This is a genomic window from Curtobacterium sp. SP.BCp, assembly GCF_051903255.1.
Taxonomy (GTDB): Bacteria; Actinomycetota; Actinomycetes; order Actinomycetales; family Microbacteriaceae; genus Curtobacterium.
Genome location: NZ_CP194338.1, coordinates 747,307 through 765,723 on the forward strand (window position 1 = coordinate 747,307; position 18,417 = coordinate 765,723).

Here is an 18,417-nt window from a genome sequence, read left to right on the forward strand (position 1 = left end):
ACCGCTAGAGTCGTGACCAGACGAACCGCACCCGACCGGTCCGACCCGAACGCACCGGGGTTCGTCATCGCGATGCCGTCCCGGCCCTCGAGCCACCCTGCTCGGGCCGGGACGCCGCTCGCTCCGTCCCGACCGGACCTGAACGATCGCACGGGTAGGATCGCGGGGTGCCGGACGGCCCACCGCACGGGTGGCGCATCTCGTCGGCCACGGAAGGATCGTCGCGTGCCGGACCTGCCCATCGCGTTCGAGATCGGGTCGATGGTCGTCGTCGTCGCGATCCTGCTCGCCGACCTCGTGATCGTCTCGCGTCGTTCACACGAACCGACCATGCGGGAGTCCGGACTCTGGGTCGGGTTCTACGTCGGCCTGGCGCTCCTGTTCGCCCTCGCGATGCTGGTGTTCGCCGGCGGGGACGCCTCGGGGCAGTTCCTCGCGGGCTGGCTGACCGAGTACAGCCTGAGCATCGACAACCTGTTCGTCTTCGTCATCATCATGGCGCGGTTCGCGGTGCCGAAGCCGATCCAGCAGGCGGTGCTCATGATGGGCATCATCATCGCGCTCGTGCTGCGCGGCGTCTTCATCCTGCTCGGCGCGCGGCTCATCGAGGACTTCTCCTGGATCTTCTACCTCTTCGGCGCGTGGCTGATCTGGACCGCGATCCAGCAGGTGCGCGAGGACCACGACGGCGAGGAGCAGGAGGACAGCTTCATCGTGCGGCTGCTCCGGCGTCGCGTCCGCGTCACCGACACGTACGACGGGATCCGGCTCCGGACGCACGTCGACGGGCAGCGGCACTTCACGCCGATGCTCGTCGTGCTCGTCGCGATCGGCACCACCGACCTGCTGTTCGCGCTCGACTCGATCCCCGCGATCTTCGGCATCACGGAGAGTGCCTTCATCGTGTTCACCGCGAACGTGTTCGCGCTCATGGGGCTGCGGCAGCTGTACTTCCTGCTCGGTGGGCTGCTCGAGCGTCTCATCTACCTCAAGTACGGGATCGCCCTGATCCTGGCGTTCATCGGCGTGAAGCTCGTGCTGCACGCCCTGCACGAGAACGAGCTGCCCTTCCTGAACGGCGGGCAGCACGTCGAGTGGGCGCCGGAGATCGGGACGTGGACGTCACTCGCGGTGATCATCGTCGCGATCGGCGGTGCGACCCTCGCGAGCCTCGTGCGGATGCGGCACGACGACGCCCGGCGCCGTCCCGTCGAGCGCTGACGCGGCCGCCGGCCCGGTCGGCACGGTCGTCCGCCGGAGCCCGAGCGTCACGACGGCGACGAGGTTGACCGCGCTGCCGACCAGGAATCCGGTGCTGCCCGCGGCGACACCGGTCGCGGGGGCGAGGGCGGCCATGAGCACCACGCCGACGACGAAGCCGCTGACCGACGCGAGCGCCACCTGCCGTGACCGTCCGGCGGCGAGCAGCAGGGCCGCGGGGACGAGCGACATCGTGAACACCCACACGCCGAGCACGAGGTACCGGAGGTCGGCGACCGCGGCCACGCCCTCGTCCGGGTAGAACAGCGGCAGGAACCAGTCCGCGAGCAGCGCCACCAGGCCGAAGACCACGGCGGTCCCGGCGGCGAAGCCCGTGACGAACCGCAGCGTCCCCGGCGTCCGGAGGGACGACGCCTCGCTGCGGTGTGCGAACGCCGGGACGACGACCTGCGCCACCGCCTGACCGACCATCGACGCGGGCGTCGCGAGCGAGAAGGCCGCCGCGTACACCCCGGCGTCGTGCGCCGAGGCGGTCACCTGCGCGCTGATCATGGCGAGCTGCAGCAGCCCGTTCGTGGTGAGGCCGGCGAGCACGTTCCAGGCCGCGAACCCCAGGACCCCGTGGGTCGGTTCGGGTGCGGTCGCGTGGCCGCCCGTGCCCCGTGGCCAGCACGCCACCGCGAACACCGTGTACCCGATGCCGAGCGGCAGGAGCACGAACAGTTCCGCTCGGGTGACGCACGCCAGTACCAGCAGGCCGAGGGTCAGCAGGCTCGTCAGACCGTCCCACACGGCGACCCGTCGGGCCCGGTCGTACCCGAGCTGCGCCCCGCGGGTGTAGGCGTAGAGGCCGTAGCCCACGACGACCGAGACGCCGCCGAGGACCGTCCACGGGCCGTTGCCCCACGCGACGGCAACCGGGACCGTGAGCGCGGCGAGCACCACCGACGAGACGAGCATCGACGCACCGAGGCGCCGGTTGACCGCGGCGTCGGACCGACCGGCGCGCATCGCGATCGCCAGGGAACGGGCCGCCGTGTTGCCGGCGGCGGACGGCCAGAGCAGGGCGGCGAACACCCCGAGCGACAGGAGCGCCGACGACTGGCCGAGGACCTCGGTGCCGAACACCCGGCCGATCACGACGGTGACGATCAGCTTCGTCGCGCCCTGGACGCCGATGCCGACGGTGGAGAGGAGCGCCGAGGACGCGACGCCGGCCCGCGGACCCGCTGCCGCCGTGGTCGGTTCGCTGCTCACGAGTACTGGAGCGTACCGCCCGCTCCCCGTGCGTCAGTGTCGACGACGACTGGACAGCAGTCCGCCGATCACGACGGCCGCAGCCACGCAGAAGATGATGAGCGTCGGGACGTCGAAGCCGTCCAGGTTCATGGTGTGTCCTCCAGGTCGAACCCGACGGTAGGCCGACGATCCTGTGGTTGTCGGGTGCTCCTGGTGTCGAGCCTGAGCACCCACCGAGGGTCGCGGGCCGGCGGTCAGTCGTCCGTGTCGACCGTGTTCGTGACGACGGCACCCGATCCGGCGTCGATCCGGACGCTGTGCTTCGTGCCGTCGCTGCCTCGGACGTCGGCTTCCCAGACGACCGCGCCCCGGTGGTCGTCCAGCCCGAGCTCGGTGACCGTGCCCGGCGCGACGTCGACGACCTTCGCGGCGGCCTCGGTGACGTCGAGGTCGGCGGCGTCCACGAACCGGCGGTTCTCGGCGACGTCGTCGGCATCGGTCGCATCGGCCGTCGGGCCGGCCGTGACGCGCGAACCGGCGGCGTCGGTGTGCACCGCGTGCTCGCCGCCGTCGCGGTCGACGACCGTGACCTCCCACGAGGAGCCGCCGGCCTCCTGCTCGACTGCGATCACCGTCCCCGAGGCGACCGCGTCGCGTGCGGTCGACACGGCGGCGCGCAGAGCCGACCCGTCGGCTGTCGCCGAGCCCGACGGTGCCGACGAGCGCTCGGCGGTCGCCGAGGACCCGGTGCCGGACCCGTCGGAGTTGCTCGACGAACCCGAACCCGAGCCCGAACCCGAGCCGGTGTCCGAGGAACCGGTGGACCCGGTGGAGCACCCGGCGAGCCCGAGGACGAGCGCGAGGGGGACCGCGGCGACGAGTGCGGTGCGGCGGGCGGTGGCGGGGAAGCGTGTCGTGTCCATGCCGAGAGTGTGTCGAGCGGGTGCTGAAGCCACCCTGAAGCGGCCTGGAACGCGGCCCGGAGCGGTGCCCTCAGTCGGTCGCGGCCAGTCGGATCGCGAACCGCGCCCCGCCACCGGGTGCGTCCGACACCGTCACGCTCCCGCCGTGCGCCCGGACGACGTCGTGCACGATCGCCAGCCCGAGCCCCGATCCGCCGGCGTCCCGGGCACGTCCTTCGTCGAGCCGGACGAACCGCTCGAACACCCGCTCGCGCTGGTCGGCAGGGACCCCGGAGCCGTCGTCGTCCACCGTCAACTCGACCACGTCGCCGCGGCGCTGCAGACCGAGGACGACACGGGACCGAGCGTGCCGAGCGGCGTTGTCGACGAGGTTCCGCACCACCCGTCCGAGCAGCACCGGGTCGCCGGACGCCCGCGCCGCCCCCACCGAACCAGCGTCGACCGTGACGCCGAGGCCACGGAGCCGTGCTGCCTCGGCGAGCACGACGTCGTCGAGGTCCACGGCCGTGTCCCGTTCCACCCCGCGCTCGTCCACCCGGGTGAGCAGCAGGAGCGAGGTGACGAGGTCCTCCAGACGGGCGCCCTCGTCGAGCACGACGCCGGCGAGTTCGTCGGTGTCCGTCACCTCCGGGTGCGCACGGGCGAGCTCGGCGTGCTGCCGGATCGTCGCGAGCGGGGACCGCAGTTCGTGCGAGGCATCGGCGACGAACCGGCGCTGGACCTCCTGCGAGCGCTCGAGTCGGCCGAGCATGCGGTTCATCGTGGCGGCGAGCCGGTCGACCTCGTCGCCGCTGCCGGGTTCGGCGACCCGGGCGTCCAGGGTGGCTGCCGCGATCGAGTCCACCTCGCGGCGCATCCGGTCGACGGGTCGCAGGGCACGCCCGACCACGACCCAGGTCACCCCGGCCATGAGGAGCACCGCGACGGGCACGGCGACGGCGAGCAGCACCGAGACCTCCGCGGTCGCGGCGTCGGCGTCGGCGAGTGACGCCCCGACGACGAGGGTCGCCTCACCGCCGTCCGGCAGGTCGACGTCGTCGGCGCTGAGGAGCCAGGACTCTCCGTCGTGCCGGTACCGCGACCCGTCGGTCGTGGGGAGCGTCGGGCCGTCCGCGTCGTCGCCGTGGGCGAGCACCCGCCCGTCGGCGACGACCTGCACGAGCAGGTCGTCGTCCTGGTCGGCCACGACGGACGGTCCGTCGGCCTCGATCCGGGCGGCGAGGGTGTCGAGGGTCTGTTCCGCGGTCGTCTGCACGCCGCCGACGAGCGAGGACCGGAGCACCCAGACGAACGCCACGGCGCCGACGACCAGGGCGACCGCGATCACCGCCGCGGCACCCGCCGTCGCACGGGCCCGGATGCTCGCAGGACGGCGACGTGGACGAGCGGGAGCAGCCAGCCCGCCGGAGCGCTCAGCCACCGTCGGCGTCGAGGCGGTACCCGGCCCCGCGGACGGTCTCGATCGCGGCCCGTCCGAACGGCCGGTCGACCTTCCTCCGGAGGTGTCCGACGTACACCTCGACGATGTTCGGGTCACCCTCGAAAGCCTCGTCCCAGACACCCGCGATGACGTCCGACTTCGAGCGGACCTGCCCCGCGTGCCGCATGAGGTACTCGAGCACGGTGAACTCCCGACTCGTCAGGTCGAGCAGTTGCTCGCCGCGCCAGGCCCGTCGCTCGGCGGGGTCGAGCCGGAGGTCGCCGGCGGACAACACGGTCGGTCGCTCCCGCGAGCCGCGCCGGACCAGCGCGCGCAGCCGGGCGACGAGCACCGGGTAGGAGAACGGCTTCGTGACGTAGTCGTCGGCGCCGCCGTCGAGCGCGTCGACCTGGTCCCACTCGCCGTCCTTGGCGGTGAGCATGAGCACGGGCGTCCAGTTCCCCTCGGCCCGCAGGGTCTCGCAGACCTTCCACCCGCTCATGCCCGGCATCATGAGGTCGAGCAGGATCGCGTCGTAGGGGTGCTCCCGGGCGTACCAGAGGCCGTCGACCCCGTCGTGGGCGACGTCGACCGCGAAGCCCTCGGCCTCGAGCCCTCGGCGGATGCCGTCGGCGAGCCGGACCTCGTCGTCGACCACGAGTACGCGCACGCCGTCAGCCTGTCGGAGCCGCCTGAAGCGGCGCTGAAGCGCGCCGGGTCGCGACGCGACCACGGAACGGACGGGAGGCACGGTGCCAGCTGGCACCGTGCCTCCAGGCCGTCATCCGGGAACGGATCAGGGCAGGTAGTACGTCGGGTTCGGCAGCTTGACGCTCCGGTCGGCGGAGCCGCCGATCAGGTCGCTGTACTGGTCACCGAAGTTCGCCACGATGTCGTAGCGCCCACCGGACCGGGACTCGATGTGCGCCCGGGTCTGGGACTTGTACTCGATCGTGGTGCACTTCGCGGTCGCGCACGTGATGTACGACGGCTGCTGCGACGTGCCCGTGCCGGTCCACTTCGTGTAGTACGTGCGGTTGCCGTCCTGCTCGGCGGCGAACTGCGGGTAGCCGACCTTCTGGAGGTTCTCGATCGTGGCGGTCTGCTGCGCCTCGTTGCGGCCGGTGAGCCCGATGATCGTGCAGCCCGAGCGCTCGGCGACGGACACGAGCGAGGTCATCGACGGGGTGGCCGGGAAGCGCTCGTCCTGCACCCACTCGTCCTGGAGTGCCGGGTCGAACACGAAGTGCATGTCCGCGACCTCCATGTCGTACGTCCACAGCGTGGTGTCGTCGGCGTCGAGGACGATCGCCGGGTTGCGGTGCTGCTTCGAGGCGACGAAGCACTGTGCGGCGACGAGCGGCGCCTGCTTCCGGACGATCGACCGCATCTCGCGGATGTACGGGCTGTCGGTCTTGTCCGCGATCCCGGTGCCGGGGTCGCCGTAGTACGTGGCGATCGTCTTCTTGACGGAGTCGATGTTCGGGATGCCCTCGCCGCCCTGCGTCGCACCGGACGAGCCGTCGGCCGCCATCCGGAAGTGCGTGCGCGGGGAGAGCCACGGCTCACGGACGCCGGGCAGGTCCGCGGACGGCAGGTAGTAGGTCGGGTTCGGCAGCTTGACCTGCTCCTGGGCGTACCCGCCCTGCAGGTCGGACCACTGGTCGCCGAGGTTGTCGACGATCGTGTAGCCGAGGTCGCGCTCGATGTGCTTCCGGGTCAGCGCCTTGTACTCGACCGTCGTGCACGAGGCCGCGGCGCACTGCACGTAGGACGGCTGCTGCGAGGCACCCTTGCCGGTCCACTTCGTGAAGTAGTGGTCGGACGTGAAGCCCTGGTACCCGACCTTCTCGAGGTTGGCGAGCGTCGCGGCCTTCTGGTCGTCGTTCCGCCCGGTGAGCCCGAAGATCGTGAAGCCCATCGCCTTCGCGGCGTTCACGTAGGAGACCATCGCGGGCACGGCCGGGAACCGCTGGTCCTGGACCCAGACATCCTGCTCGGCCGGGGTGAACACGAAGTGCATGTCCCCGACCTCCATGTCGTACGTCCACAGCGTGGTGTCGTCGGCGTCGAGGACGATCGCGGGCTTCTGGTGGTGCGCGACGGCTCGGCGGTACTCCCCGCGGAGCTCCTTCGTCTGCTTCGCCATGATCGACCGCACCTCGCGGATGTACGGGCTGTCGTCCTTGTCCGCGATCCCGGTGCCGGGGTCGCCGTAGTACGTCGCGATCGTCTTCTTGACGGAGTCGATGTTCGGGATGCCCTCGCCGCCCTGCGTCGCACCGGACGAGCCGTCGGCCGCCATGGTGAACGAGGTGCGCGGGGTGAGCTGGCCGTCGTGGTGGCCGGGGTCGTGCGCGGGGTGCGCGCTGGCGGAGAACGAGCCGGTCAGGACGGAACCGGCGACGAGCGCTGCCGTGGTCGTGGTGACGAGCACGGCGCGGCGGATCGGGAAGGGCATCGGTGTCGCTTTCGATCGGGGATGGCCCTCGAAGGGGGCACGATGACGCTAGCTGGGAATCCGCCCAGAAGCCAGTACCAGATCGGTACTTCTCCGGCCGTCCGGACGGTTTCCGGACCGCTCCGGACAAGCGTGCCCTTCGTCTGTACGTTGTCGGGAAGATCGCTGAACGCGGTCGATGCAGAGGGAGCAATCATGGCCAACACCACGTCGGGTCGTCCGACCACCGTCACCGTCTCGTTCATCATCTGGCTGGTGGTGATCCTGGCGAACATCCTGTCGGGCATCATCGGCCTCGTCTCCGGCGGCAGTGCAGCAGCTGCCCAGGGCGTCGGCACCGCTCCGCTCGTCGGTGGCGCGATCTTCGCCTTCATCCTCGCGGTCGTCGAGCTGATCATCGTCTTCAAGATGCGTGACGGTCGCAACTGGGCCCGCATCGTCCTGCTCGTCATCGCGATCCTGCAGGTCATCGGCGTCGGTGTCGGCGCGGCCTCCGGTGGCAACGCCTTCGGCTTCATCGGTGGCATCGCGGTCATCGTCGCGACCATCCTGATGTTCGTCGGTGGCGCGAACGGTTACTTCCGCCGTCGCTGACGCGACGACCCGTCGCTGACGCGACGACCCGTCGCTGACGCGACGACCCGTCGCTGACGCGACGACCCGTCGCTGACGCGACGACCCGTCGCTGACGCGACGACCGTCGCTGCGGCGACGGACTCCCTGACTGGAGGCGCGGTGCCGGCTGGCACCGCGCCTCTGGTCCGTCTCGGGGTCGCGACGGGCGCGAGAGGCGCGCCATCCGGCCGTCCATGTGCGCACGCTGCGAACGGCGCAGCCCGCACGGTGCGAGGATGATCCGCGGCCGTCGCCCGGACGACCAGTGACGGAAGAGACGACGGTGACCGAGACCCGCGCTCACACACCCGCGACCGACACCGGCGAGGACGGCGGACACGGCCCCGCGAAGGGCATCGCCGCGCTCGCCCTCGCCGCGCTCGGCGTGGTGTTCGGTGACATCGGTACCAGTCCGCTCTATGCCCTCCGAACCGTCTTCACGATCGACGGCGGGATCGTCAAGGCGAACCAGGAGGACGTCTACGGCGTCATCTCGATGATGTTCTGGAGCGTCACGGTGATCGTGTCGATCAAGTACGTCCTCGTCCTCATGCGCGCGGACAACAACGGCGAGGGCGGCGTCATGGCCCTCGCGGCGCTGGCCCGTCGTCTCTACGCCAAGCGGCGGGGTGGGGCGACGATCTTCCTCGTCATCGGCATCGTCGGGGTCTCCCTGTTCTACGGCGACTCGGTGATCACCCCGGCGGTCTCGGTCCTCTCGGCGGTCGAGGGCCTGCAGACGGCGGCCCCGAGCATCGAGCACCTCATCGTGCCGATCGCGGCCGTCATCCTCATCGTGCTGTTCGCGGTGCAGCGGTTCGGCACCGGCAAGGTGGGCAACCTGTTCGGGCCGGTCATGCTCCTGTGGTTCGTCGTCATCGCGGCGGCCGGGGTGCCACACATCCTCGCGCACCCCGGTGTGCTCCAGGGGCTCTCGCCGACGTGGGCGATCTCCTTCCTCATCGCGCACCCGTACATCACGTTCGTGGCCATGGGTGCCGTGGTCCTCGTCATCACCGGTGCCGAGGCGCTCTACGCCGACATGGGGCACTTCGGCCGGAAGCCGATCCTCCGCGCCTGGTTCTTCGTCGTGTTCCCCGCGCTCGTCCTCAACTACCTCGGCCAGGCGTCCCTCGTCCTCCGCGACCCGTCCGCCGCGAAGGACCCGTTCTTCCTGCTCTTCCCGAGCGGCCTCCAGCTGCCCGTGGTGATCCTCGCGACCGCGGCCACCGTCATCGCCAGCCAGGCCGTCATCTCCGGGGCGTTCTCCCTCAGCCGGCAGGCCGTGCAACTCGGGCTCCTGCCCCCGCTGACGATCCGCCAGACCTCCCGCGAGGAGGGCGGCCAGATCTACCTGCCTGCCGTGAACCTCCTGCTGTTCATCGGCGTGCTGGCGGTCATGCTCACGTTCCGGTCGTCGGCGAGCCTCGCGACCGCGTACGGCGTCTCCGTCACGGGCGCGCTCGTGGTCGACACCCTGCTGCTGCTCCTCGTCGTGAAGCCGCTGTGGCAGTGGGCGACGTGGAAGCTCGTCCTCGCCGCGGTCGTGTTCGGCGGCCTCGAGCTGACGTTCCTCGCCGGCAACCTGTCGAAGATCCTGCACGGCGGGTGGGTCCCGCTCCTCATCGCGCTCGCCGTGATCACGCTCATGACGACGTGGCGACGGGGGCGCCAGCTCGTGCAGGAGGAGCGCAAGGAGCGGGAGGGGTCGCTCGCGGACTTCATCGAGAAGATCAACACGAAGGGGATCCCGCGGGTCCAGGGCATCGCGATCTTCCCGCACCCGAACAAGGAGACGACGCCGCTCGCCCTCCGCGCCAACGTCGAGCACAACCACGTGGTGCACCGGACCGTGATCATCGTGTCCGTCATCACCGCGAACGTGCCGCACGTGCCGCACGCGAAGGCGTTCTTCCGCGACGACCTCGGCTACGAGGACGACGGCATCGACCACATCACGATCAAGTTCGGGTTCTCCGACGACCAGGACCTCCCGCGCGCCCTGCACGCCGCGTGCCTGGCCGAGGTGCTGGAGCTCGATCCGGACGAGATGGAGAAGGCGTCGTACTTCATCTCCCGCGGCGCACTGCGGCCGCAGCCGGGGAACCGTGGCATGGTCAGCTGGCGGAAGAAGCTCTTCGTCGGTCTCGCGCACAACGCGGCGGACCCGGCGGCGCGGTTCGGCCTGCCGGCGCAGCGCACCGTGACGATGGGCAGCGACGTCGAGCTCTGACGACCGGGCGCGGTCGCCCGCGCTCGCGACCGCTCAGTGCGAGCGGCCGCGCAGTCGCCCGATGCCGAGGACGACCCCGACGACGACCAGCCCGAGCGCGAGCCCGAACACGGCCGAGATCGCGGTGTCGACGATCCACGTGACGACCGGCCCGGCCGCCTCGATGCCGTGCTCGACGGCGTGCAGCAGGTCGTACGGGCCGTGCCAGAACGTCTCGGCGAGGTTCTGCACGACCAGGTGCCCACCGACCCAGAGCATCGCCACGGTGCCGACGACCCCGATGACCCGGAAGACGGTCGGCATCGCGCGGACCACCCGGGCCCCGGCGCGACGGGTCGACCGGGACGGGTTCTTCATCATCTGGAGGCCGATGTCGTCGATCTTCACCAGGAGCGCGACGGCCCCGTAGACCGCGATCGTCATCACCAGGCCGATGACGAGCAGCGCGCCGACCGTCGGCCAGAACCCGAGGTCGGGGTCCAGGCCGGCGAGCGCGATGAGCATGATCTCGGTGCTGAGGATGAGGTCCGTCCGGATCGCACCGAACACGAGCTTCGGCTCGGTGGTCGGGGTCTCGACGTCGGTTTCGTGATGGGTGCCGAACCACTCGGTGACCTTCTCGGCCCCCTCGAAGCACAGGTACGTCCCGCCGATGAGGAGCAGCCACGGCAGCACCCCCGGCGCGAACGCGGACAGCAGGAGCGCCACCGGGATGATGATGACGAACTTGTTGAACAGGCTGCCGAGCGCGATCCGCCCGACGACCGGCAGTTCACGAGCGGGCGCGATGCCCTGCACGTACTGCGGGGTGACGGCAGCGTCGTCGATGACCACACCGGCGGTCTTCGCGCTCGCCTTGAGTGCGGCGGACAGGATGTCGTCGACGACCGCGAGCAACCCCACTGACATGCTGATCTCCTCGTGCTGGACCAGCCGGTTGCTGTCCGGCCGCTCAGCCTAGCGGCCGGTGCTGTCGCAGAACTGCCTGGAGGCGCGGTGCCAGCTGGCACCGCGCCTCCAGGCAGTCGGGTGGTCGCGTCAGCGGCCGGTACCGGGTCGCGTCAGCGGCCCTCGTTGATGAGTCCGAGCCAGCGGCCGAAGCGCTGTTCCGGCGCGTCGTGGAGCGACGGGACGGGGCGGCAGCGCTTCTCGTCGCGGTCGGTCGGCTGGGGGTCGGTCTGGATCATGGCTCGCTCCTCGTGAGATCGGTGTTCATGTGTACGCCGGAGCGGCTGGGTCCATTCCCGGGTCGGCCGGACCGGTCACTCGACGTGGTCGGACGGCTCCTCGGTCTCGACGCCGGTCTCGGCGGCACGGTCGCGGAGGTGGTCGGCCATGGCGCCGGCACCCTCGTGTCCGTGGTCGTGCTCGACCTGCTCGATGAGGCCGTGCAGCTTCTCCTCGTTCGTCGCTTCCTCGGCACCGTCCATGACCGGGTGGTGCTGTTCTCCGGGTTCTCCGTGGTGTTCACTCATGCGCGGGACCGTACGCCTGTCGACCCTGATGCCGGGGTACAAGCCGCTCCGTATGCTCGCGACATGGCTGACTTCACCGCTGACCAGGCCGCCGTCGTCCGGATCACGCGCTCCGAGGAGGGGCGGTGGGACCTCGCCGTCGTGAGCGACAGCGGCGTCGTGATGGGCCACGGTGTGTACCTCTTCGACGCCGCGCACGACGACGAGGAGGACGAGGTCGCCGCCGCACGCGAGTTCGTCGGCCAGTACGGCTTCGACTTCAGCGCGGACAGCGTGCAGGAGGAAGCTCCCGAGGTCTTCTGGGCGCCGCTCGTCGCCGCGGGCTGACGCGGGCGCCCGGCACCGGGCTCCGCTCCGGTCTCGGCGTCAGTCGAGGCAGAACTCGTTGCCCTCGACGTCCTGCATCACGATGCACGACTCGTTGATGCCGTCCGCGGTCATGCGCCGGACCTGGGTCGCGCCGAGTGCCACCAGTCGCGTGCTCTCGGCGTCGAGGGCGGCGAGACGCTCCTCCCCGACCATGCCCGTCCCGACCCGGACGTCGAGGTGGACCCGGTTCTTCACGACCTTGCCCTCCGGGACCCGCTGGAAGAACAGGCGTGGCCCGACGCCGTCCGGGTCCTGGCAGGCGAACGCCGAACCCTGGTGCTCCGGAGGCAGCGCCGCGTCGAACGCCGCCCAGTCCGCGAAGCCCGGCGGCGGTGGCGGCACCACGTAGCCGAGGACCGCACACCAGAACCGTGCGACGCGCTCCGGCTCCGCGCAGTCGAACGTCACCTGGACCTGCCGGACGGCGCTCACCGCTCCTGCTCCTGCTCGTGCCCCGGCAGCGCCGAAGCCTCGTAGCCGATCAGCCAGGTCACGCCGAACGCGTCGCGCACCTGACCGTCCCAGTCGCCCCACGGCCGCCGCTGCAGCGGATCGAGGACGGTGCCGTCGACCGAGAGTGCCTCGAACCAACGGGTCAGGGTGGCGGGGTCGGACGCGCCGAGCAGCGAGAAGAGCAGTCCGGTCGCCGCGAACGTGGTCTCACCCTCGGCAGCATCGGCCGCGAACAGCTCCAGGTCGCCCGCCAGTTGCCCGTGCGCGACCGCGTCGGAGGGGCCGTCCGTGCGGCGGAAGTCCGCGTAGGTCGCGATCCGCACCTCACCGCCGAACACCTCCGACCAGCGCCCGAGGGCCGCCCGGGCGGTGCCGGGGAGCTGGAAGTACGGCGACGGACCCTTGGCTCGCATGCAGGGAGGGTACTGCGGTCGACCTCCTGCGTCGAGGGCGGCCGATCCGGTGCGTCCGCATGCACCAGCTCCTGCGCCGAACAGATCTCAGCAGTGGTACAAAACTACCGATTGCGGTAACTTTCTACCATCATGCAGCTCCAGCGCCCGTTCGCCACCGTCACCACGGCGGTCGATGGCGATGTGCTGATGGTGCTCTCCCGTGCCGCTGGGCAGATGACGATCGCGGACATCCACCGACTCGTGCCCGACCGCTCGTACGCCGGCGTGCGGAACTCTGCCGACCGGTTGGTGCAGCAGGGCATCGTGAACGGCTCCCGGACCGGACGGACGAAAGCGTTCGCGCTGAACGAGGACCACCTCGCCGCTCCTGCGGTCCGGATGCTGGCGGACATGCGGCACGAGCTCGTCGAACGGCTCACCGACGCTTGCGCTGGGTTCCCGCTGCGGTACGCGGCCGTGTTCGGCTCCGGTGCCCGGGGCGAAATGCGACCGGACAGCGATCTCGATCTCTGTTTCGTCGTCGCCGCTGGACGTGCGCCCGAGGTGCAGGACGCCATCCACGAGCTGTGCGAACGCGCGCAGGCGTGGACCGGGAACGTCGTGCGTCCCGTTGTCTTCGACGAGAGCGAGATCGATGGTCCGGATCCGCTCCTCGCGTCGGTCGCCAGGGACGGCGTTCCCATCGCAGGTGATGGTCGTTGGCTGTCCCGGAGGCTCCGTACGCTGGCTGGGTGACACCGCGTACCGGCACCACCGCGCAGGGAGACGAGTCGTTCCGCCGGGGCCGACTCGCGAAGGCCACCGAGTTCCTCGACGCAGCGGATGCGCTGCGAGAACTCGGTGGAGAGTCGGGCGTGTTGACCTCGACGTCGCCCTTCGCGAACGCCTTCGTCGCGCAGTGCGTGTTGAGCGGGATCGCCGCGGCGGACGCGATCTGCGTCGCGAGGACCGGCCGGTACTCGCGGACCGGCGCCCACGAGGAGGCCGTCCCGGTGCTCCGAGCAGCGGCTGGCCAGGCTGTGGCGAAACACCTCGAGGTGCTCCTCGCGGTGAAGAACAAGGCCGAGTACAACGCGAAGTCCGTGAGCGACACGGACATCGCGCGCGCGGGAGCGGCTGCGGAGGCGCTGGAGTCGGCGGCGCGTTCGGACTGAACGGCCGAGGATCAGGACAGCGGACGCCCGAGGTCGGTGCGCAGCAGGCCGAGGGCCCGATCGACGACGTCCTCGGGCGCCGCGTCGCCACCGTGGAGCGCCCACCACGTCAGGGCGGCGCTCGCGGCGGCGGTGACGGCGTTCGCCCGGACCGTCGTCGCGAGGTCGTCGGCCCGGGTGCCGGACCGGTCGGCGACGAAGGCCACGATCTTGTCGGTGAGCGCCGCGACCGTCGGGGCTCCGAGCTGGTCGAGCGACGGGTTCTCCCGGATGACGCGGAGCCGGTGCCGGGTGACCTCGACCACGCTCGGCGGGAACGCCGCCCCGGCGCGGTACGCGGCATGGAGTGCCACCCAGGCGTCCTCGTCGGCGGGACGGTCGGCGAGGGCACGGGTGAACCGGTCCGCGAACTCGTCGAGGCCGCCCCACACGAGGGCCGCCTTGGTCGGGAACAGGCGGAACAGCGAGCGGCGACTCACCTCGGCCGCGCTCGCGACGTCGTCCATCGACACCGCATCGAACCCGCGGTCGTCGAACAACCGCAGCGCCACCAGGGACACCCGGTCGGGATCGATCGTGCGTGGACGTCCGGTGGGGCGCTCTCCCGTGGAGCTCATGGACACCTTTCGGCACTGAGTGCTACAACTTCATCGGCGCACCGTGCGCCTCTCGACGAGGAGACACCATGACCGACACCACCGCCGGACGATTCGCCGGCAGGACCATCATCGTGACCGGCGCCGGATCCGGCATCGGACGCGCCACGGCGACGCGGATCGCCCACGAAGGCGGCCGGGTCGTCGCGACCGACGTGGTCGCGGAGCGGCTCGACGCCCTGCGGGCCGAGCTGAGCGGGACGGAGGTGGAGGCGGTCGTCGGCGACGTGGCCGCTGCCGAGACGATCGACCTGCTCCTCGCAGCCGCGGGCGACCGGGTCGACGGGCTGGCGAACGTGGCCGGCATCATGGACGGGTTCTTGCCGCCGGACGAGGTGGACGACGCCACGTGGGACCGGGTCTTCAGCGTCAACGTCACGGGGCCCATGCGGCTCACCCGTGCCGTCCTGCCCCGGATGATCGCCGCCGGTCACGGCACCGTCGTGAACGTCGCCTCGGAGGCGGCGCTCCGCGGGTCGACGGCGGGGGCGGCGTACACCGCCTCGAAGCACGCCATCGCGGGCTTCACCAAGAGCGTCGCGTTCTTCCACGGCCCGCAGGGCGTCCGCGCGAACGCCGTCGCGCCCGGCGCGGTCGCGACGAACATCGAGGCACCGATGCGGAGCGAGTACGCGGCCGGACGGGTGGGGCCGTTGATGCAGGTCGCGGTCCCGCCCGTGGCGCAGGCCGATCAGCTCGCCGCGGCCATCACCTGGCTGCTGAGCGACGACTCCGCCAACGTGAACGGTGTGGTGCTGCCGAGCGACGGCGGCTGGTCCGTCGTCTGACGCGACCACGGGAGGACGGGAGGCTCGTGGCGGCGCCGCCACGAGCCTCCCGTCCGTCAGGGGCGGAGTCAGGCGGTCGCGAGTGCGGCCATCTCCGCGACCACCGCGCGCAACCGGTCGCCGAGCTCGACGGTGCTCGACACGGTGTCGCGGTGCGCGACCTCGGAGAGCGCGGACATCACCAGGGTCACGACCGTCCGGGCCGTCTGCTCGTCCGTGCGCGTGGTGACCACCGCGAGCATCGCCTGCCGTGACTCGGCCATCCACCGCATCACCATCGGCGTCATCTCGGGGCGGTGCACGAGGAGTTCCTTCGTGCGGCTCCTGTCCGACGGCAGCGGGACGCTCCGGGCGACGAGGGTGCAGACGTCGTCCACGAGCCGCCCGCTGCCGTCGCGGAACGCCTCGGCGACGCGGTCGGGCGTGACGACGGTGTCGAGCCCGAGGGCGGCGTGCGCCTTCGACGTGAAGTAGTTGAAGAACGTCCGCGGGGAGACGTCGGCGTCCGCGCAGATCTGCTCGACGGTCACCCCGTCGAGTCCGTGCGCGATGACGCGGTCGAGCGCCGCGCCGTGGATCGCCTGTCGGGTCTGCTGCTTCTTGCGCTCGCGGAGGGTGCAGGGCTCGGGGTCGACGGCGGTGTCGCGTTCGAGCGCCGGGGTGGTCACGAGGGCCTCCTGGGGTGGTCGTGGCGGGGGAGTGGAGGGTGGGGTGTCCGTCCGCGTGGGGGGAGCGGACGGACACCCCGGTCGGTCACCGACGGGTGGGGGTGGACCCCGTCGTCGGTGCGGACTGGACCGGCACGGAGCCCGTCATCGGTCCGGTGAAGGAGCCCGCGGCGGCCGCTGCCGTGCCCGCCTCGGTCTCGAGCTGCGCCTCGGCGGACAGGTCGTGCTGCTCCTGCAGGGCCGAGCGCTGGCGCAGCGGCGGGACCCGGAAGAACCAGGTGAGCACGAACGCGAGCAGGATCACGCCGAGTCCGACCCAGTAGATCGTCACGGACGAGGCGTTGAAGCCCGCCATGAACGGCCGGGTGAGGCGGCTGTCGGCGCCGGTCAGGAACGAGGTGTCGTTCGCACTCGAGGCGTTCTCGCTCGTGCCGGAACCGTCGTCGATCTGCTTCGCGAGCGTCGGGGTGAGCTGGTCGACCCAGTAGGCGCGCTGCGAGGCGTCCGCCCAGTCGACGGTGACGGTGCCGTCCTGGACGGTGGCGTGCGCCTCGTCCGCGACGGCGGCGAGGGCCTGCTGTTCGGCCGCGGGGGTGGCGGCGGCGACCTGCTGGTCGATGACCTGCTGGGCGGCAGCCGCGGGGACTGTACCGGCGGCGACCTGCTGCTGGACGGCCGCGCTGACCTGCTCCGTCACCGCAGTCCGAGCAGCGGTCTTCGCCTGTGCGGCGGCGTCGTCGAGCTTCGACTGCACGCCGTCCTCGAGCGGGGTCACGATCGGCGTCCAGATCTTGTCCATCACGCCGCGGTTCTCGCTCGCGGTGGCCACGGTCGGGTTCGTCGCGGCACCGAGTGCGGCGGACAGGTCCTTCTCGTTCGCGGTCGCGTGCAGGATGTTCGCCGGCATGACGGAGAACAGCACGGAGAGCAGCACGGCCGTGCCGAGCGTGCCACCGATCTGGCGGAAGAACGTCGCCGACGAGGTCGCCACGCCCATGTCCCGCGCCTCGACCGAGCCCTGTGACGCGAGGGTCAGCGACTGCATGACGGAGCCGAGTCCGAGGCCGATGAGGAACATGCCGATCATGAGGAACCAGAGCGGCTTGTCGATCGTCATGAACGTGAGGACGACGTAGCCGGTCGACACCAGGAACGTGCCGATGACCGGGAAGATCCGGTAGCGGCCGACTTGGGCGACGATCTGGCCGGACGTGATCGACGCGATCATCAGGCCGCCCACGAGGGGCAGGGTCGCGAAGCCGGACTCCGTCGGGGTGAGACCGACGACGATCTGCAGGTAGAGCGGGATGGTCAGCATCGCGCCGAACATCGCGAACCCGACGAGGAAGCCGATGACGGTGGCCATCGAGAACGTGCCGGAACGGAAGAGCTTCAGCGGGATGATCGCGGCGTCGCCCATCTTCGACTCGATGACGAGCAGGGCGACGAGGCCGACGGCACCGATCACGTAGCAGGCGATCGCGGCAGGCGAACCCCAGCCCCACGTCCGGCCCTGCTCGGCGACGAGCAGCAGCGGCACGAGCGTGACGATCACGGCGGTCGCACCCCACCAGTCGACGACGGGCTTGTCGCCGGCGCGGTGCACCTTCGGCAGGTGCAGGAAGACGATCACCATGATGAGCGCCGCGATGCCGATCGGCACGTTGATGAGGAGCACCCAGCGCCAGCCGGTGATCCACAGGATCTCGGAGGAACCGGCGAGCAGACCGCCGATGAGCGGGCCGATGACGGACGAGATGCCGAACACCGCGAGGAAGTAGCCCTGGTACTTGGCACGCTCGCGCGGGGCGAGGATGTCACCCATGATCGCGAGCGGCAGCGACATGAGCGCTCCGGCACCGATGCCCTGCACGGCGCGGAAGCCGGCGAGCATGATCATCGAGGTCGCCATCGACGACAGCACGGCGCCGAGGATGAACACGACGATGCCGAAGATGTAGAGCGGCCGGCGGCCGAAGATGTCGGAGAGCTTGCCGTAGATCGGTGTCGCGATCGTCGACGTGATGAGGTACGCGGTCGTGACCCAGGCCTGCTGGTCGAGGCCGTGCAGGTCGTCACCGATCGTGCGGATGGCGGTCCCGAAGACGGTCTGGCCGAGGGACGACAGGAACATGCCCGCCATCAGGCCGTAGATGACGAGGAGGATCTGGCGGTGGGTCATCAGCGGCTGCTGACCGGCCCCACCTGCGGCCGCGGGGGCCTGCACCGAGACGGGTGCGGTGGCTGTCATCGAGCTCCTTGGATCAAGCTGCGCGAACCGGAGTTTCGCGCTGTGAAAGTTTGCAGACCGCGCAACGATACATCC

General features: G+C 70.8%; 20 protein-coding genes. 7 read left to right on the forward strand and 13 right to left on the reverse strand.

Going from position 1 to position 18,417, the window contains the following annotated elements:
• Positions 1-261: 261 nt before the first annotated feature.
• Positions 262-1,221 (forward strand): TerC/Alx family metal homeostasis membrane protein, encoded by a 960-nt coding sequence (locus ACRQ4C_RS03840; protein ID WP_400412494.1) that lies wholly within the window; start codon positions 262-264, stop codon positions 1,219-1,221.
• Here the strand turns inward: ACRQ4C_RS03840 and ACRQ4C_RS03845 are convergent.
• From ACRQ4C_RS03845 to ACRQ4C_RS03865, 5 genes are all read right to left on the reverse strand, one after another.
• Positions 1,123-2,478, reverse strand: a complete 1,356-nt coding sequence (locus ACRQ4C_RS03845) for a lipopolysaccharide biosynthesis protein (protein WP_439690192.1) — start codon at positions 2,476-2,478, stop codon at positions 1,123-1,125. The genes ACRQ4C_RS03840 and ACRQ4C_RS03845 overlap by 99 nt on opposite strands.
• A 236-nt stretch (positions 2,479-2,714) precedes the next feature.
• Entirely contained in the window at positions 2,715-3,383 is a 669-nt protein-coding gene (locus ACRQ4C_RS03850; RefSeq protein WP_439690193.1) for a PepSY domain-containing protein, read from the reverse strand.
• Positions 3,384-3,453: 70 nt separating this feature from the next.
• Complete coding sequence (locus ACRQ4C_RS03855; RefSeq protein ID WP_439690194.1) at positions 3,454-4,803, reverse strand: sensor histidine kinase; 1,350 nt, start codon at positions 4,801-4,803, stop codon at positions 3,454-3,456.
• The gene (locus ACRQ4C_RS03860) at positions 4,796-5,473 is read right to left on the reverse strand and encodes a response regulator transcription factor (RefSeq protein WP_439690195.1); all 678 of its coding nucleotides are present in this window, start codon (positions 5,471-5,473) and stop codon (positions 4,796-4,798) included. The genes ACRQ4C_RS03855 and ACRQ4C_RS03860 overlap by 8 nt, the downstream gene beginning before the upstream one ends.
• A 126-nt stretch (positions 5,474-5,599) precedes the next feature.
• Positions 5,600-7,264: an HAD family acid phosphatase gene (locus ACRQ4C_RS03865; protein WP_439690196.1), complete on the reverse strand. Its 1,665-nt coding sequence runs from the start codon at positions 7,262-7,264 to the stop codon at positions 5,600-5,602.
• A 195-nt stretch (positions 7,265-7,459) separates the two neighbouring features.
• Between ACRQ4C_RS03865 and ACRQ4C_RS03870 the strand changes: the two genes are divergently transcribed.
• Together ACRQ4C_RS03870 and ACRQ4C_RS03875 are read left to right on the forward strand one after the other, a co-directional pair.
• The gene (locus tag ACRQ4C_RS03870) at positions 7,460-7,858 is read left to right on the forward strand and encodes a hypothetical protein (RefSeq protein ID WP_290132688.1); all 399 of its coding nucleotides are present in this window, start codon (positions 7,460-7,462) and stop codon (positions 7,856-7,858) included.
• 304 nt (positions 7,859-8,162) lie between these two features.
• Positions 8,163-10,112 carry a potassium transporter Kup gene (locus tag ACRQ4C_RS03875; RefSeq protein WP_439690197.1) on the forward strand — a complete coding sequence of 650 codons (1,950 nt, stop codon included), beginning with the start codon at positions 8,163-8,165 and terminating at the stop codon, positions 10,110-10,112.
• A gap of 33 nt (positions 10,113-10,145) precedes the next feature.
• Here ACRQ4C_RS03875 and ACRQ4C_RS03880 read toward each other — a convergent pair whose 3' ends face one another.
• The 3 genes from ACRQ4C_RS03880 to ACRQ4C_RS03890 all read right to left on the reverse strand — a co-directional run bounded on the left by ACRQ4C_RS03880 (position 10,146) and on the right by ACRQ4C_RS03890 (position 11,587).
• The gene (locus ACRQ4C_RS03880) at positions 10,146-11,021 is read right to left on the reverse strand and encodes a DUF808 domain-containing protein (protein ID WP_439690198.1); all 876 of its coding nucleotides are present in this window, start codon (positions 11,019-11,021) and stop codon (positions 10,146-10,148) included.
• A 152-nt stretch (positions 11,022-11,173) separates the two neighbouring features.
• On the reverse strand, positions 11,174-11,299 hold the full coding sequence (locus ACRQ4C_RS03885; protein WP_290132685.1) for a hypothetical protein: 126 nt from the start codon (positions 11,297-11,299) through the stop codon (positions 11,174-11,176).
• Between the two features lie 75 nt (positions 11,300-11,374).
• Complete coding sequence (locus ACRQ4C_RS03890) at positions 11,375-11,587, reverse strand: hypothetical protein (RefSeq protein WP_439690199.1); 213 nt, start codon at positions 11,585-11,587, stop codon at positions 11,375-11,377.
• Positions 11,588-11,650: 63 nt separating this feature from the next.
• Between ACRQ4C_RS03890 and ACRQ4C_RS03895 the strand changes: the two genes are divergently transcribed.
• Positions 11,651-11,914, forward strand: coding sequence for a hypothetical protein (locus tag ACRQ4C_RS03895; protein ID WP_439690200.1), 264 nt, complete (start codon positions 11,651-11,653; stop codon positions 11,912-11,914).
• Positions 11,915-11,953: 39 nt separating this feature from the next.
• Here the strand turns inward: ACRQ4C_RS03895 and ACRQ4C_RS03900 are convergent, their stop codons facing one another.
• Together ACRQ4C_RS03900 and ACRQ4C_RS03905 are read right to left on the reverse strand one after the other, a co-directional pair.
• Positions 11,954-12,388 (reverse strand): VOC family protein, encoded by a 435-nt coding sequence (locus ACRQ4C_RS03900; RefSeq protein WP_439690201.1) that lies wholly within the window; start codon positions 12,386-12,388, stop codon positions 11,954-11,956.
• The gene (locus ACRQ4C_RS03905) at positions 12,385-12,822 is read right to left on the reverse strand and encodes a VOC family protein (protein WP_439690202.1); all 438 of its coding nucleotides are present in this window, start codon (positions 12,820-12,822) and stop codon (positions 12,385-12,387) included. Before ACRQ4C_RS03905 ends, ACRQ4C_RS03900 begins: the two co-directional genes overlap by 4 nt.
• A gap of 132 nt (positions 12,823-12,954) precedes the next feature.
• On the opposite strand from ACRQ4C_RS03905, the gene ACRQ4C_RS03910 reads away from it, so the two are divergent.
• Positions 12,955-13,560: a nucleotidyltransferase family protein gene (locus ACRQ4C_RS03910; protein ID WP_439690203.1), complete on the forward strand. Its 606-nt coding sequence runs from the start codon at positions 12,955-12,957 to the stop codon at positions 13,558-13,560.
• Positions 13,557-13,979, forward strand: coding sequence for a hypothetical protein (locus ACRQ4C_RS03915; protein WP_439690204.1), 423 nt, complete (start codon positions 13,557-13,559; stop codon positions 13,977-13,979). The genes ACRQ4C_RS03910 and ACRQ4C_RS03915 overlap by 4 nt, the downstream gene beginning before the upstream one ends.
• Positions 13,980-13,990: 11 nt before the next feature.
• Here ACRQ4C_RS03915 and ACRQ4C_RS03920 read toward each other — a convergent pair whose 3' ends face one another.
• Positions 13,991-14,596, reverse strand: a complete 606-nt coding sequence (locus ACRQ4C_RS03920; protein WP_439690205.1) for an acyl-CoA-like ligand-binding transcription factor — start codon at positions 14,594-14,596, stop codon at positions 13,991-13,993.
• Between the two features lie 68 nt (positions 14,597-14,664).
• Between ACRQ4C_RS03920 and ACRQ4C_RS03925 the strand changes: the two genes are divergently transcribed.
• On the forward strand, positions 14,665-15,423 hold the full coding sequence (locus tag ACRQ4C_RS03925) for an SDR family NAD(P)-dependent oxidoreductase (protein ID WP_439690206.1): 759 nt from the start codon (positions 14,665-14,667) through the stop codon (positions 15,421-15,423).
• 68 nt (positions 15,424-15,491) lie between these two features.
• Here the strand turns inward: ACRQ4C_RS03925 and ACRQ4C_RS03930 are convergent, their stop codons facing one another.
• On the reverse strand, positions 15,492-16,091 hold the full coding sequence (locus ACRQ4C_RS03930) for a TetR family transcriptional regulator (protein ID WP_439690207.1): 600 nt from the start codon (positions 16,089-16,091) through the stop codon (positions 15,492-15,494).
• A gap of 85 nt (positions 16,092-16,176) precedes the next feature.
• Positions 16,177-18,342, reverse strand: coding sequence for an MDR family MFS transporter (locus ACRQ4C_RS03935; protein WP_439690208.1), 2,166 nt, complete (start codon positions 18,340-18,342; stop codon positions 16,177-16,179).
• Between the last annotated feature and the right edge of the window lie 75 nt (positions 18,343-18,417).

Bases quoted from the DNA above. Each gene is read 5' to 3' on its own strand.
- ACRQ4C_RS03935 (WP_439690208.1), bottom strand. From the start codon at position 18,342: ATGACAGCCACCGCACCCGTCTCGGTGCAGGCCCCCGCGGCCGCAGGT.
- ACRQ4C_RS03880 (WP_439690198.1), bottom strand. From the start codon at position 11,021: ATGTCAGTGGGGTTGCTCGCGGTCGTCGACGACATCCTGTCCGCCGCA.
- ACRQ4C_RS03920 (WP_439690205.1), bottom strand. From the start codon at position 14,596: ATGAGCTCCACGGGAGAGCGCCCCACCGGACGTCCACGCACGATCGAT.
- ACRQ4C_RS03905 (WP_439690202.1), bottom strand. From the start codon at position 12,822: ATGCGAGCCAAGGGTCCGTCGCCGTACTTCCAGCTCCCCGGCACCGCC.
- ACRQ4C_RS03890 (WP_439690199.1), bottom strand. From the start codon at position 11,587: ATGAGTGAACACCACGGAGAACCCGGAGAACAGCACCACCCGGTCATG.
- ACRQ4C_RS03870 (WP_290132688.1), top strand. From the start codon at position 7,460: ATGGCCAACACCACGTCGGGTCGTCCGACCACCGTCACCGTCTCGTTC.
- ACRQ4C_RS03925 (WP_439690206.1), top strand. From the start codon at position 14,665: ATGACCGACACCACCGCCGGACGATTCGCCGGCAGGACCATCATCGTG.
- ACRQ4C_RS03850 (WP_439690193.1), bottom strand. From the start codon at position 3,383: ATGGACACGACACGCTTCCCCGCCACCGCCCGCCGCACCGCACTCGTC.
- ACRQ4C_RS03910 (WP_439690203.1), top strand. From the start codon at position 12,955: ATGCAGCTCCAGCGCCCGTTCGCCACCGTCACCACGGCGGTCGATGGC.
- ACRQ4C_RS03840 (WP_400412494.1), top strand. From the start codon at position 262: ATGGTCGTCGTCGTCGCGATCCTGCTCGCCGACCTCGTGATCGTCTCG.
- ACRQ4C_RS03895 (WP_439690200.1), top strand. From the start codon at position 11,651: ATGGCTGACTTCACCGCTGACCAGGCCGCCGTCGTCCGGATCACGCGC.
- ACRQ4C_RS03865 (WP_439690196.1), bottom strand. From the start codon at position 7,264: ATGCCCTTCCCGATCCGCCGCGCCGTGCTCGTCACCACGACCACGGCA.
- ACRQ4C_RS03885 (WP_290132685.1), bottom strand. From the start codon at position 11,299: ATGATCCAGACCGACCCCCAGCCGACCGACCGCGACGAGAAGCGCTGC.